General features: G+C 70.6%; 11 protein-coding genes. 3 read left to right on the top strand and 8 right to left on the bottom strand.

Annotation, left to right across the window (positions count from 1 at the left end; all coding sequences use genetic code 11):
• From AOK24_RS20185 to AOK24_RS20165, 5 genes are all read right to left on the bottom strand, one after another.
• Window positions 1-1503: chorismate-binding protein (locus AOK24_RS20185; RefSeq protein WP_055721460.1), on the bottom strand; the 1503-nt coding region annotated here is incomplete at its 3' end.
• The gene (locus AOK24_RS20180) at window positions 1500-2123 is read right to left on the bottom strand and encodes an isochorismatase family protein (protein WP_055721456.1); all 624 of its coding nucleotides are present in this window, start codon (window positions 2121-2123) and stop codon (window positions 1500-1502) included. The genes AOK24_RS20185 and AOK24_RS20180, both read right to left, overlap by 4 nt.
• Window positions 2124-2239: 116 nt before the next feature.
• Complete coding sequence (locus AOK24_RS20175) at window positions 2240-3010, bottom strand: 2,3-dihydro-2,3-dihydroxybenzoate dehydrogenase (protein ID WP_055721459.1); 771 nt, start codon at window positions 3008-3010, stop codon at window positions 2240-2242.
• A gap of 17 nt (window positions 3011-3027) precedes the next feature.
• Entirely contained in the window at window positions 3028-4182 is a 1155-nt protein-coding gene (locus AOK24_RS20170) for a 3-deoxy-7-phosphoheptulonate synthase (protein WP_055721455.1), read from the bottom strand.
• Window positions 4183-4604: 422 nt separating this feature from the next.
• Entirely contained in the window at window positions 4605-5270 is a 666-nt protein-coding gene (locus AOK24_RS20165) for an AfsR/SARP family transcriptional regulator (protein WP_133258146.1), read from the bottom strand.
• Window positions 5271-5508: 238 nt separating this feature from the next.
• On the opposite strand from AOK24_RS20165, the gene AOK24_RS20160 reads away from it, so the two are divergent.
• On the top strand, window positions 5509-6144 hold the full coding sequence (locus tag AOK24_RS20160; protein WP_055721453.1) for a TetR/AcrR family transcriptional regulator: 636 nt from the start codon (window positions 5509-5511) through the stop codon (window positions 6142-6144).
• 67 nt (window positions 6145-6211) lie between these two features.
• Here AOK24_RS20160 and AOK24_RS20155 read toward each other — a convergent pair whose 3' ends face one another.
• The gene (locus AOK24_RS20155) at window positions 6212-6844 is read right to left on the bottom strand and encodes a ScbR family autoregulator-binding transcription factor (protein WP_055721458.1); all 633 of its coding nucleotides are present in this window, start codon (window positions 6842-6844) and stop codon (window positions 6212-6214) included.
• A 94-nt stretch (window positions 6845-6938) separates the two neighbouring features.
• Window positions 6939-8750, bottom strand: coding sequence for a gluconokinase, GntK/IdnK-type (locus AOK24_RS20150; protein WP_079056899.1), 1812 nt, complete (start codon window positions 8748-8750; stop codon window positions 6939-6941).
• A 141-nt stretch (window positions 8751-8891) separates the two neighbouring features.
• Here AOK24_RS20150 and AOK24_RS20145 point away from each other — a divergent pair, with 141 nt between their 5' ends.
• Window positions 8892-9593, top strand: a complete 702-nt coding sequence (locus tag AOK24_RS20145) for a FadR/GntR family transcriptional regulator (RefSeq protein ID WP_055721452.1) — start codon at window positions 8892-8894, stop codon at window positions 9591-9593.
• Window positions 9594-9597: 4 nt separating this feature from the next.
• On the opposite strand, the gene AOK24_RS20140 is transcribed toward AOK24_RS20145, so the two are convergent.
• Complete coding sequence (locus AOK24_RS20140) at window positions 9598-9981, bottom strand: YchJ family protein (protein ID WP_055721457.1); 384 nt, start codon at window positions 9979-9981, stop codon at window positions 9598-9600.
• A gap of 85 nt (window positions 9982-10066) precedes the next feature.
• Between AOK24_RS20140 and AOK24_RS20135 the strand changes: the two genes are divergently transcribed.
• Window positions 10067-13498 (top strand): helix-turn-helix domain-containing protein (locus AOK24_RS20135; protein ID WP_055721451.1); only part of this gene is annotated, 3432 nt, incomplete at its 3' end.

The raw sequence follows: 13498 nt of genomic DNA, 5'->3' as shown, positions 1-13498 counted from the left end.
GACCGCCGCGTCGAGGTGGGCGATCTTCACGTGACCGGTGTCCTGCGGGTCGCCGGGTCCGGGGCCCATGACGACGAGGTCGAACTCGTCGAAGGCGTAAGCCTCGTCGAACCGGCGGACCGTCACCTCCAGTTCCAGCGCCTTGAGCTGCTTCTCGATCATCGACGTGAACGTGTCCTCCGCGTCGACGACGAGGACCCGCTGACCGGCGAGGCGGGGCCGGGAGCCGACCTGTGCGGCACCGTCGGCCAGCCAGAAGTCGGCGACGGACAGGTTCCGCCGCTCCAGTGCCGCCCGCACCTCGGGATGCGAGGTGAACCGCGCGGGACCGCCCGCCTCCAGCGCCGCGACCAGCCCGGCCGCCTTGGCCCGGGTCTCGGCGACCTCGGCGAGGGGGTCGGAGTGCCGGACGAGCGTCGCCCCGACACCGATGTCCACCCGGCCGCGCGCGTCGATGTCGGCCGTACGGATGAGGATCGCGGAGTCCAGCGTGCGCGCTCCCCTCTCGTCGCGCCCGATCAGCGCGGCGACCCCGCTGTAGTACCCGCGCCCGCGCGGCTCGTGCCGGGCGATCACCCGGCACGCGCTCTCCAGCGGGCTGCCCGTGACGGTCGGCGCGAAGAGGGTCTCGCGCAGGATCTCGCGCGGGTCCCGGTCGCAGCGCCCCTCGATGAAGTACTCGGTGTGCGCGAGCCGCGCCATCTCCTTGAGGTACGGCCCGACGACCCGCCCGCCGTCGGCGCAGATCCGGGCCATCATCTTGAGTTCCTCGTCGACGACCATGTACAGCTCGTCGGCCTCCTTGCGGTCGGCGAGGAAGTCGAGGACGCCGGGCAGGGTCGGCCCGGACTCGGGGTAGCGGTACGTCCCGCTGATCGGGTTCATGACGGCGGTCCCGTCGTGCAGGCTGACGTGCCGCTCGGGCGTCGCCCCGACGAACGTCCGCTCCCCGGTGTGCACGACGAACGTCCAGTACGCGCCGGTCTCCCGCTCGACGAGCCGCCGGAAGAACGTCAGCGCGGAGTGGACGCCGTACCCGGTGATGTCGGCCGTGAACGACCGCTTGATCACGAAGTTGGCGCCCTCGCCGGTGCCGATCTCGTCCGCGACGACGCGCCGCACGATCTCGGCGTACTCCTCGTCACCGACGTCGAAGCGGCCCCCCGTCAGCTCGATCCCGGCGTCCGGGATCCGCGCGAGGGCCTCGGTGAGCGGCAGGGTCTCCTGCTCGGTGACGGTCATCGCGATCAGCGGCGCCCCGTCGTCGTGGCTCTCGAACCCCCGCTCGGCGACCTGCCGGTAGGGCACGAGGACGAGGACCTCGGCGCCGGGCCCGCGGTCGTCGCCGTCGCTGGTGAGGGGTATCTCCCCCAGCGTGGACGGGAGTTGGACCTCCCCCAGCAGCACGTCCAGGGACCTCGGGCCCGCGGTCTCCGGCCGGAACAGCACGGCGAACGGTCCCGCGGTTTCCTCAAGCACCCTCTGAAGAGCGTCACTTGTCATCCCAGGACCTCCTTCGTCGGCAGGACGACCGCACAGCAGCGGGCCGCGTACTCCAGCGCCATCCGGTGGTCGCCCTCCCCGAAGTCCGCGACGGCGTCGGCGACGAGGAAGGTCTCGATGTCGTGCGTGTACGCCTCGACGCAGGTCGCCAGCACGCCGACGTGCGCGTAGATCCCGCACACGACCAGCTGATCCCGCCCGGCGTCCCGCATCCGCTGCAACAGATCGGTGTTGAAGAACGCGCTGTACCGCCACTTGGTGAGCAGCCAGTCCCCGTCGCGAGGAGCAACGGGCTCGACAACTTCCCGATCAGCGGGGTCGACGCGCATACCCGGACCCCAGAAGTCCTTGAGCAGCCCGCGCTGTTGGGGCGTCATGCCGCCGGGCTGAGCGGTGTAGGCGACGGGTACGCCGCCGGCCCTGGCCCAGGAGGTCAACTCGGCGGCGTTGCCGATGAGTTCGGTACGCAGCGCGTCGGGGAGGGGCCGAAGAAAGTACCGCTGGAGGTCGTGGAGCAGCAGAACGGCTCGCGAAGGATCGACGCTCCACGCGGGGATGCGAGGCGGGAGGGACTCGGCGGTGGGCATGGGATAGGGGGAAATGGAGGGCAAACCAGGCATGGGAGCTCCTTTTGACGAAGGCTCAGTTGAGGCACCTGCGGGGCGCGGGGCTGTATCGATTTGCGGCTCCGCCGCGTGGGCGCGACCAGCCACAACGGCGCAGCAGTCGGCAACGGTCAAGCCCCCAACGTCGCCCCTCCGTCGACCGTCAGGTCATGCAGCGTGATGTGCGACGCCTCGTCCGACAGCAGGAAGCACACCGCCGCCGCCACGTCCTCCGGCCGCGCGATCTTCCCCAGCGGAATCCCCAGCTTGAACGCCGCCGGCGACCCGTCGATGGTCTTCTGCCGCCCGCTCTCGTCGGCCCACATGGAACTCAGCATCGGCGTGTCCGTGGACCCCGGCGCCACGACGTTGCACCGGATCCCGTACCGGGCCACCTCCACGCCGAGCGACTTGGTGAACTGCGCGGCGGCGGCCTTGGACGCGGCGTACGCGGCCATCTCGCTGCGCGGCGTGCGCGCGGCGTTGGACGCGACGGTGACGATCGCCCCGCTGCGCCGGGGAATCATCCGGTCGACGACGGCCCGGGTCATGTGGAACACCCCGGTCGCGTTGACGGCGAAGGTGTCGGCCCAGTCCTGCGTACGGAACCCCCGGACCGCGCCGAGCCGCAGGATCCCCGCCGCGTTGACGAGGAAGTCGATGCCGCCGAGCCGCTGTTCGGCCTCGTCGACGACGCGGCGTACCGCGTCCTCGTCGGTGATGTCGGCGGGCAGGGGCGCGATGTCGAGGCCGCCGGTGGAGAGTTTGGTGGTGACTTCGAGCAGTTCCCGCACATCCCGGTCGACGGCGGCGACGCGCGCCCCGGCGGACGCGAGCGCCTGCACGATCGCCGTACCGATACCGCCCGCCGCACCCGTCACGAGCGCGGTCCTGTTGGCCATGCTGTCCATGGAGTTCCTCACTTCGCAGGGTGCCACGCGGAGGCGACCGCCACCGCTTGGCCGGGGTTGAGCCGGGGGTCGCAGTGGGAGGTGTAACGCCCGGTGGAGCAACCGGAGTTGGCGACGCACTCGACGACGTCGTCGGGGGTGGTCTCCAGGTGGAGCCCGCCCGCGACGCCCCCGGCGGAGCGCACGGCCTCCTGGAAGGCGGTGATCTCGCGCTCGACGGTCTCGGTGTGCCGGGTCTTGACGCCGTCGGGGGTGGTGACGGTGTTGCCGTGCATGGGGTCGCTGAGCCAGCTGACGGGGTGCCCGGCGGAGCGTACGGCGGCGACCAGCGCGGGCAGCACGTCGGCGACCGTGCCGGCGCCCATGCGGGCGATCAGCGTGAGCCGTCCGGGTTCGCGCTCGGGGTCCAACTTCTCGCAGAGCGCGAGGAGTTCGGGAACGCTCATCTTGGGGCCGACCTTGCAGCCGACAGGGTTGACGACCTCGGCGAGCAGCGCGACGTGCGCGCCGTCGACCTGGCGGGTGCGTTCGCCGATCCACGGCATGTGGGTGGAGGCGAGCAGCAGCCGGCCTTCGCGGTCGCGGCGCAGCATGGGGATCTCGTAGTCGAGGAGGAGCGCCTCGTGGCTGGTCCACACGGGCGGTTCGATGCCGGCGCGGCGCCCGAGGTGCTCCATGATCTCGGCGGCGGCCATGTACCCGGTGAGCAGCCGCAGCGGATCGGGCCGCCTGCCGTCCTTCTCGAACTCCGGCGAGTTGACCATGTGCCCCCGGAACACGGGGAGTTCGACGCCGTCCACGGTCTCGGTGTCGTTGGAGCGGGGCTTGGCGAACTGTCCGGCGATGCGCCCGATGCGGACGACGGGACGGTGCGCGATCATCTTGACGGCGCCCGCGAGGAGGTCGAGGACTGCGGTCTTGCGGGCGACGTGGGCGACCGTGCACTCGTCGGGGTCCTCGGCGCAGTCGCCGGCCTGGACGACCAGGGCGTTCCCGGCGGCGACCTCGGCGAGGGCGGCGCGCAGGGCCCGTACGTCCGCACCCGTGACCAGTGCGGGGCGCCGGACCAGCTCGTCGCGTACGCGCTCCAGTTGCTCCAGGTCGTCCCATGCCGGCTGCTGCCGCGCGGGTTTCAGCCGGATGTCGAGCAGGGTGTTGTCCACTGGGGTCTCCGTAGAGCTGAGGGGTCACGGCCTGCGGTGCGGGGCGAGCCGTGGCGCGCTCGGAGGAAACCGGCGGCGCGGGGCGCGGCGCGGGATGCGGGTGACGGCTCGCCAGGATTCTTGGGCCGTCGCCGAGGCCCGGCCAACGGGCCTGTGAGCAGTACGTCAGGTGCGGCGGAGTCCATCAGGTCGAGGACTTGACATTGTTCCCGCGCATTTGTTGCCGGGGGGTGGGGCGTCCGTAGAGTGAGGCGCGGCCGAAGGCGCTGCGGGGTGGACGAGGGACGGAATCCCCGTGGCGTGAAAACGGCTTTCCGGGCGGCGGCCCGGCCGAATTCCGTGGCGGCCCACCGCTGCCCGGCCTATTCGTGTGCCGTTTTAATCTGTCCGGATATTCCGGTCGTTCTCCGTCACGTCCCTCGTCACGCGCCCGCGGTGGTCGGGGCCGGGTGTTCGCGGCGGAGCTGCCAGTACGCGGTGAGGGCGGTCTGGGAGGTGTTGCCCGGGTGGAGCTTCTCCAGGAGGCGCTCGTAGAGCGGCTCGCGCAGCCTCAACCGGGCGATGACGGCGACGAGTTCGGTGATGAGCTGGCGGTCGCGGCCCGCGCGCAGCTCGGCCTCGATCCACTGGTCGACGGCGCGCCGGCGGGAGCGCTCCAGGTCGTCGATCCTCAACTGGAGCCGTGGGCCCGCCTCCACGCCGCTGAACGCCTCGCCGGACCACAGGGCGAGGGCCTGGCGCAGCCGGCGGGCCGCGCTCTCCGCGTCGCCCGCCTCCATCGCGCGGTACCCGGCGCCCGCGTACCGGTCGAAGTCCCAGGTGTCGAGGGTGCCCGCGCCGGTCTCCAGCCGGTATCCGCCCGGGAGTTCGGAGAGCAGGTCCTCGCCGCGCCGGCCGCCGCGCAGGGCTTCCGCGAACCGCTCGCGCAGCTCCCGCACGGCCGTCTGGACGACCAACCTGCCGGTGCCGGGCGGCTCTTGGGGGGCGACTTCCTCGGCGAGGACGGCGGTGGGCACGAGTTGGCCGGGGTAGGCGGCGAGGAGCGCCAGCGTCTGGCGGGTCAGCCGGGCGGCCGGGAGGACGGGCATACCGTCCACTTTGACCGAGAACGTTCCGAGTACCTTGATGTCCACGCTGCCCCCAAGCGATTCGCCACCAGCCTCGGCCGGATTCTGGATCTCGACCGCACGAAAGAATAATGGCTTTTTTGTTTTCGGGACAACTCCCCGAACCTGACACGCCGTCGGAACGGCTGCCTAAAGTGGTGAGGATTTTGTTTCACTGGCTGTTCGTCCTGTCGACGGCGCAGGTTCAGGGAGGAACGGCATGAGGCAGCAGCGGGCCGTTCGGACGCGGCGGACCCTGGTGGACGCGGCGGCCGAGGTCTTCGACCGGGACGGCTACGAGGGCGCCTCCCTCACCCGGGTCGCCCAGGCGGCGGACACCTCGCTCGGCGCGCTCACCTTCCACTTCGCGTCCAAGGAGGACCTGGCGAGGACGGTCGGCGAGCAGGGGGTCGGCAGGACGCGGGCCGCCCTCATGGACCTGCCCGCGCACCCGGCGTCGTCCATGAGCTGGCTCGCGTCCTTCACCCTCGCGCTCACCGGGCTCCTCGACCACGACCCCACCGTACGGGCCGCCGCCCGCCTCACCCGCGAGCTCCTGTGGACGCCGCCCAACTGGTACTCCGCCTGGCAGCCGGCCCTGCGCGACCGCCTCGCCTCGGTCTGCCCCGCCGAACTCCCGCCCGGCGCCGACCCGTCGACCCTCACGGCGCTCGCCGCGCACCTGATCGCCGGCTCGGAGACCTGCGCACGGCAGCGCGCGTACCATCCCGAGGCCGGGGAGCAGGGGTGCGGGGGGTCCACGGAGGACGTGTCGCGGATACTGCGACTGGTGCTGGACAGCGGGCCGTTGGTGGAGGGGGCGCATCCGACGGGGGTGTCCGTCCGGAAGGGCTGACACCGGGAGGCCGGCACCGGAGGGGACGGCACCGGGAGGGGATGCCGGCGGAGGGGACGGCAGCGGGTCACCCGGCCTCGCCCGCGCGCCCCGCGCCGTACTCGATCAGGGCCGCTGTCGCCGGTGTCGCGACCCCCGGCAGCAGGCAGCGCCAGATCGCCTCCACCCGGGCCGGCAGGTCCTGGTACTCGGTCTCGATGCGGGAGTGGATCTGGGCGCCGGTGCAGGCGTTGACGAGGACGCGGGCCAGTTCCTCCACGTCGACGCCGGGGCGCAGTTCGCGGCGGGCGCGGGCCGTGCGCAGGTGCTCGACGAGGACGTCCGCCCACTGGCGGTGCGAGTTCTGCTCGGGGACGACGAAGTTCTCCTGGTCCATCACGAGGCGCGCGCCGGCCTGGAGCAGCGGGTCGGACAGCATCCGGCAGGCCCACATCAGCGTGAGGTCGACGGCGTGCTGCAAGCCCTCGGACGGATGCGGCGCGACCATGAACAAGGGCTGCGACACGACGATCTCGCGCGCGAGGTGCTCCTTGTTCCGGAAGTGGAAGTAGACGGCCCCCAGGGTCAGCCCCGCCCGCTCGGCTATCCCCTTCACGGTCGCCCGCTCGAACCCCACCTGCCCGAACATCTCCGCAGCGGCCCGCAGCAACGCCGTACGCGTCACCTCGGCCCGCCGCTGCTTCAACGTCCGTGTCGTCATCACGCCCTCCACGGGCTCCCCCGGAGAAACACATTCACCCGAAATGATCGTATCCCCGAACCCGTGGCCCCAACATCGGCCCGTGCAGGACGAGTTACCCGCCCGTCAGGCCCAGCCTGAGCTGCTCCTCCTCGACGACGCGGCGCGCGAGGCCGGTGTCCGAGACGTCCACCGCGTCGGGGGTGGCCTCGGCCACGGCGCTGCGCCGGGCGTACGTGTCGAACAACCGGGCCTTGTGCGCGAGGAGTTGGAGCAGGCGTTCGTCGACTCCCCCGGTGGCGAGCAGCCGGTGCACCCGGACCGGCCTGACCTGGCCCATGCGGTGCGCCCTGGCCACCGCCTGGTGTTCGAGGGCCGGGGTGGTCTGGGGTTCGCACAGGACGACGACGGACGCGGCCTGCACGTTGAGCCCGACACCGGCCGCCTGGATCTGCGCGAGCAGCACGGCCGGTCCGGCGGCGCCCCCGAAGTCGTCCACGACCAGCTGGCGCCGTACGGCGGGAGTGGCGCCGTCGAGGGGGCCGTACACGGGGACGTCGGCGGCGAGCGCGGCCCCGGCCACCGCGAGGACGTCCCGGAAGTGGGAGAACACGACCGTCTTCTGCCCGGTCTGCGCGGCCTCGCGGACGATCTCCCGCAGCCGGTTCAGCTTGGCCGACCGCTCGGGGCGCGCGTACGCCGCCCGGCGCATCGCCATGAAGTTCCCGGCCCGCACCGCGTCCCGGTACGCCTCCTCGTCCGACGCGCTCAGCTCCTCCCACTCGTCCGTGTGCTGGAGGAGCGGGAGTTCGGTCAGGACGTCCCTCTGGTTGCGGCGCAGGTAGACAGGGGCGGCGATCCGGCGGAACGCGTGCGCGTCCCGGTCCCGCAGGGCCTCGGCGACCTCGCCGTCGAGCATCCCCACCAGGCTGCGGAACTCCGCGATCCGGTTCTCCATCGGCGTACCCGTCAGGAACAGGGCGCGCTCGCACCGCTCCGTCCAGCGGGCCACCGCCCGGGAGCGCTTGGCCTCCGGGTTCTTCACGGCGTGCGCCTCGTCGACGACGAGCAGGCCGACCTCGTCCGGGCCGGGTACGGGGAATCCGCGCAGCGCCTCGAACGTGGTGACCCCGACGCCGCCGCGCCCCCGCCAGTCCGCGAACGCGTCGTGCCGTGCGGGGCCGTGCAGGACCCTGACGGGCAGGGCGCTGCGGGCCTCGACCTCGCGCGTCCAGTTGACGAGGACGCTCGCCGGGCACACGACCAGGAAGCGGCGGTGCCCCTCGGCGGCCAGGTGGGCCAGGACCGCGATCGCCTGGATCGTCTTGCCGAGGCCCATCTCGTCACCGAGGATCACCTTGCGCCGGGCGAGGGCGAAGCGCGCGCCGAACTCCTGGTAGCCGCGCAGGGAGACGCGGCGGTGCGTGTCGTCGAGGCGCTGCACGCGGACCCGCTCGGCGATCTCCTCCGGCCGTCCCGAGACCTCGACCACAACGCCCGCCTCGTCCGCCTGAAGCGGCTCCAGCGCGGCGAACTGCGAGTCGAGCAGCGCGGTCGGCATGAAGTGGCCCTCCCGGTGCCCCATCCGCTCCCCGATCAGCTCGCGCGAGCCGCTGAGGTGCACGAAGAGCAGGCCGGGGGCCGCCGCACGCAACCGGTCCCGGTACGACCGCTTCAGCGCCGAACAGCTGACGACCCCGCCGAGCCCGGCCCGCTCGTGCGCCCACGCGCCGATCGAGTCCAGCCACGGCCACCGGTCGTCGTCGTCCAGCGGGGTACCGGCCGACATCTTCGCGATGTTCGCCGGCGGATGGAAGTCGTCACCCTCGGCGTACGGAACGCCGAGCCGGGCCGCGAGCAGGGGACCGATCGTGGTCTTGCCGGTACCCGCGACGCCCATGACCACGACGACCTGGGGGGTGCTCATCACTACCTCGCTGTCTTCCTCGACGTACTGCCGACACGTGATGTCAACGCCACTGAAACCTATTAGGTACGACGAATTCAAGCCCTCGACTCAAATAAATCTGACTTTTTGAGTCCGTGACGGACGCCGTACTCTGAGTGCATGACCATTCCGGGCCGAGGTCTGCACGGCCATGTACTCGACACTCTCGGCCCCGCGATCACCGCAGGCGAGTACCCCCCTGGCAGCGTCCTGCGCACCGACGAGCTGTCCCAGCGCTTCGACGTCTCCCGCTCCGTCATGCGCGAGGCGGTACGGGTCCTGGAGTCGATGCACCTCGTGGAGTCCCGCCGCCGCGTGGGCGTGATCGTCCGCCCCACCGCCGAGTGGAACGTCTACGACCCGCAGGTCATCCGCTGGCGTCTGGCCGGCGCCGACCGCCCCCGCCAGCTGCGCTCACTCACAGTTCTGCGCTCGGCGATCGAGCCGGTCGCGGCGGGCATGGCGGCGAAGAACGCGACGCCGCAGCAGTGCGCCGAGCTCACGGAATGCGTCCTGGGGATGGTCGCCAACTCGCGCGGCCACCAACTGGAGGGCTACCTCATCCACGACGTGGCCTTCCACCGCGTCATCCTCACGGCCTCGGGCAACGAGATGTTCGCCCGCCTCGGAGACGTCGTCGCCGAGGTCCTCACCGGCCGCACCGAACACCGCGTGATGTTCGCCGACCCCGACCCCGCCGCCGTCACCCTCCACGTCCAGGTCGCCGAAGCGGTCCGCGAGGGCGACGCCGCCCGCGCCGAACAACTCACCCGCGAAATCACCGAGGGAGCCCTCCAGGAACTGGACATCCTGGCCCCCTGACCCCCTACACGCCGGGAAACTCCCCGTCCACGTACACCCACGCCCCGTCGACCCGCTCGAACCGGCTCACCTCGTGCAACGACCCACCCCGGTACGAGGCCCTGAACTCCACAACTCCCTTGCCGTGGAACGCGGTTCCGTCCTCCACCCGGAGAATCTCCAACCCCGTCCACCGCATCCCCGGATCCAGCTCCAAGCTCCCGGGCCGAGTCCGCGGATGCCAGGTCCGCACCAGATACGCCGAGTCCCCCTTCACGAACGCGCTGTACCGCGACCGCATCAACGCCTCGGCGGTGGGCGCGCCGACAGGGCCCACGTGGTAACGACCACAGCAGGCGTCGTACGCCGAGGGGAGACCACAAGGGCAGGAGGTAGGACGACGTGCCATGCCCCCATTCTGCCGGAACCCCTCGGCCACCGCGCCGCGTGCTCCTAAGCTCACCGCAGGTGACACGTACGACGAGGGGGTCGGGGTGGCGGACAGCGAGCCGTTCTGGCGTGCGCTCAAGGCCGAGGTCCGCAAACAGGGCGTCCCCCAACGGGACTTGGCCCGCCGCCTCCACCTGAGCCCCTCAGCCCTCTCCGAACTCCTGAACGGGAAACGGACGAACACACCGGACTGGGACGTGGTCCGAAAACTGGTGGAGGCGATCGGCGCCGACGTCGCCTACTGGCGCCGCCGGCTTGAGGAGTCGGAAGCCACCGAGAGCGCCCAGGACCGCAACACCGGGCGGGAGCCTGCGGGTTGCGTTGGCTGCGAGAGCGCGCACACGACCCGGTACGACGATGTCGAGCCGAACGGCCTCAGCGCGGCGGCCCGCATCCTCGCCGGACGGGACGTACGCCTGCTCGACGAGATGGCGGCCCTCGACCGGGCGGGCCTGGATGAGGAATCCCAACTGCTGGATTTCCGCCACCGGTTCGACAAGGTCGCGCGGCGGCTGCTCACCGGCCTGCGCGGGAAACTGCGTCACGCCTGCCACGTACACAAGGCCCGCCTGTTTCCAGCCGCGCGGGCTCTGCTGATCGCCAGGGTGTGCGTCGAAGGGCCGCTGCTGTACGAGTGCCTGGACCTGAACACCGGAGGTGCCGGACTGATCGACGCGAGCCTGGAGGGTGAACTCGCCTCCGTCTCCCTGTCGGATGCGGACCATCACGCCTGTGCAGTCCAGCACTTCGAACGGATCGCCAGGGAGCTGAGCCCCTTCTCCCAGCCCGAGGACACCGGCTCGACCGTCGCGCTGTACAAGTCACGCCTGGCCGAACTCGCCGTGCAATGCCCCGAGTTGTTCATCTGGACCACCGTGCACGACCCCGCCTACGCGATGGACGTCCTGGCCCACTGCCCGACCGGCCGAGCACGGACGGAACTTGAGCAGCTCTACGGTGAACTCGCCGCGCGCAGAACGGGACTTGCCGGCCTGGAAACCCTCCTCCGCGCGCTCGCCCGCAACGCACCCCCTGCCGAGTGGCCCGCCCGCATCGCCGAGATCCACCGCCACGAACTGACCCGCCCCCTTTCCTCGGCCGGCGAGGCGGGAGAGGCGGGGGAGGACCACACCGGCCCGCGCATCCCCAAACTCGCCCAGGGGTACGTCAACCCCGCCTACCGCGTCGCCCCCCATGCCCCCGACAACAGCCCGCACGTGGACGCCTGGTGGCACACGCACCCTGTGCACCAGGACATCCAGACCCTCCTCGCCGGCCACCTCACCACGTACCCCACCCCTGACCACCCGCTGATCGTCCTGGGCGACCCCGGCACCGGAAAATCCCTCCTCACCAAGCTCATCGCGGCCCGCCTCCCACCCACCGACTACCTCCCGATCCGCATCGAACTCCGCACGGTCCCCGCCGACGCGGGCGTTCTCGAACAGATCGACCACGCCCTCCACCGGCTCACCCAACGCACCATCACCTGGGCGGAGTTGACCGAAGCATCCCCCGGCGTCCTCCCCGTCCTGATCTTCGACGGCTTCGACGAACTCCTCCAGGCAGGCGGCACCGACCACTACCGCTACCTCCAGGACATCGCCGACTTCCAACGCCGCTCGGCCACCAACGGACTCCCGGTAGCCGCGATCGTCACCAGCCGCACAGTCGTCGCCGACCAGGCCGCGATCCCGCCGGGCAGCACCATCATCCGCCTGGAGCCGTTCGACGAGGAACGGATCGCCCACTGGACGCGCATCTGGAACACGGTCAACAAGGCCCACCCCTGCGGCACCGACCTGGCCGCACGACACCCCGAACTCGCCCCCCAACCCCTCCTGTTGCTCATGCTCGCGCTCTACCACTCCATCGAGCCCGACGCCGAAGCAGCGGGGACGATGAGTCGAGGCACCCTCTACGAACGCCTCCTGAAGCTCTTCGTACGCCGCCAGATCACCAAACTGGAACCTGGTCTCCGCCCAACTCTCCTGGAGGAAAAGGTCGAGAACGAACTCGACCTCCTCTCCGTGGTCGCCATGGCGATGTTCAACAGGGGCAGTCAGGGCGTGAGCGCGACGGACGCGGAACACGACCTCGCGTATCTCAGAGACCCCGCCAACTCCGCGACGGATTCCGCGCCATGGCTGCTCTTCGGCCGCTTCTTCTTCATCCACGAGGCTAGAGCCACATACGGGGACGGAGACGAACACCTCTGGTACGAGTTCCTGCACGCTACGTTCGGCGAGTACCTAGTGGCCCGCAAGATCGCCCGCGCACTGACCGGTTGCCCGGACAGAGGCAGATACGACGCCCTCCTGTTCGCGCTCCTCTCCTGCGCACCTCTGACCGACCGCGAACAGATCATCAACGACCTGCGCGACCTTCTCCCCGAGATGGACACGGACACGGACCCGATCCGAATCCTGTTCCCCCGAGCGCTGCACCCCGTCGAACACGACACTGGCTACAGCACAGACCTGACCCCGGTCACCTACCGCCATGCGTGCTACAGCGCCAACCTCCTGTTGCTTACGCTCGCTCGGGGAAGCATCCAGTTCTCCCAGATCGCGGGCACCGCTCCAGATCCGGTCGCGAACTGGCGTACCCACGCGACACTTTGGAAGTCTCAGTTCGAGCCGGGCGCGTGGGACACGTTCACGCAAGTGGTGAGGACTGACCCTGCGGAACGGCAGGACATCTACCTGTGGCTGAGAGAGCACGGCGTTTCAAGAACCACCGCAGTCCACCGCACACTGATCCTTCACGACTCGGACATCGACGAGTTGGCGAGCCCGGCTCTCCCGGTGTGGGAGATGCTGGGAGGTGTCACCCACGCGGACCTCGAAAGGCATGCCATGTCCGCTGGCTATGACCTGATCGTCCTCCTGCTGGCCCCTTCGGCGCCTCACGAGGGCCTGCCAGACCTGTACGGACGGTGCCTGGAGAGCCTCGGGAAGATCAGCACGGAGCCAGGCTCACTTCAGATGCACAGCGCGATCACCCGCCGCCTAGCCGGAGAGAGCGGGCGCCTCCCCGCCGCTTTCGTGAACGACACCCTGAAGAAGCTGGCGAAACCACAGACCCTGGAGGACGAAACCCGCATCGCCCTCCTCGCCTGCGCCTGCCGCCAACTCACCCGCCCCGGCGCTGACGAGCCCCTGGCGAGGGTGATCGCACGGCTCCTGGGCGTCTCATCAGTACAACTCGGCTTCCAGATCGACTTCCTGACCACCCCGACCACCGAGTCCGCGATCGAGGCGCTCTACGACACCCTCCAAGCTCGCCGCCCCCGCATCTGGCTCCTCAGAACAGCCATCCACCTGGACCTGCACGCCTGGTGCACCCGCCACACCGCCCACCTCCTCGGCGACGAAGAGCTCCGGGACGACTTGACCCCCTACGAAGCCGAATACCTCCACCTCACTCCCCGACCATCCGATCCAACCGCTCAGCCACCCACACCCCCACCGCCC

The organism is Streptomyces niveiscabiei (assembly GCF_001419795.1).
GTDB lineage: Bacteria > Actinomycetota > Actinomycetes > Streptomycetales > Streptomycetaceae > Streptomyces > Streptomyces niveiscabiei.
Note: the sequence above shows the minus strand (reverse complement) of the source record. Positions and strands in the feature narration are given on the sequence as shown.

Bases quoted from the DNA above. Each gene is read 5' to 3' on its own strand.
- AOK24_RS20180 (WP_055721456.1), bottom strand. From the start codon at position 2,123: ATGCCTGGTTTGCCCTCCATTTCCCCCTATCCCATGCCCACCGCCGAG.
- AOK24_RS20175 (WP_055721459.1), bottom strand. From the start codon at position 3,010: ATGGCCAACAGGACCGCGCTCGTGACGGGTGCGGCGGGCGGTATCGGT.
- AOK24_RS20165 (WP_133258146.1), bottom strand. From the start codon at position 5,270: ATGCCCGTCCTCCCGGCCGCCCGGCTGACCCGCCAGACGCTGGCGCTC.
- AOK24_RS20160 (WP_055721453.1), top strand. From the start codon at position 5,509: ATGAGGCAGCAGCGGGCCGTTCGGACGCGGCGGACCCTGGTGGACGCG.
- AOK24_RS20155 (WP_055721458.1), bottom strand. From the start codon at position 6,844: ATGACGACACGGACGTTGAAGCAGCGGCGGGCCGAGGTGACGCGTACG.
- AOK24_RS20150 (WP_079056899.1), bottom strand. From the start codon at position 8,750: ATGAGCACCCCCCAGGTCGTCGTGGTCATGGGCGTCGCGGGTACCGGC.
- AOK24_RS20145 (WP_055721452.1), top strand. From the start codon at position 8,892: ATGACCATTCCGGGCCGAGGTCTGCACGGCCATGTACTCGACACTCTC.
- AOK24_RS20140 (WP_055721457.1), bottom strand. From the start codon at position 9,981: ATGGCACGTCGTCCTACCTCCTGCCCTTGTGGTCTCCCCTCGGCGTAC.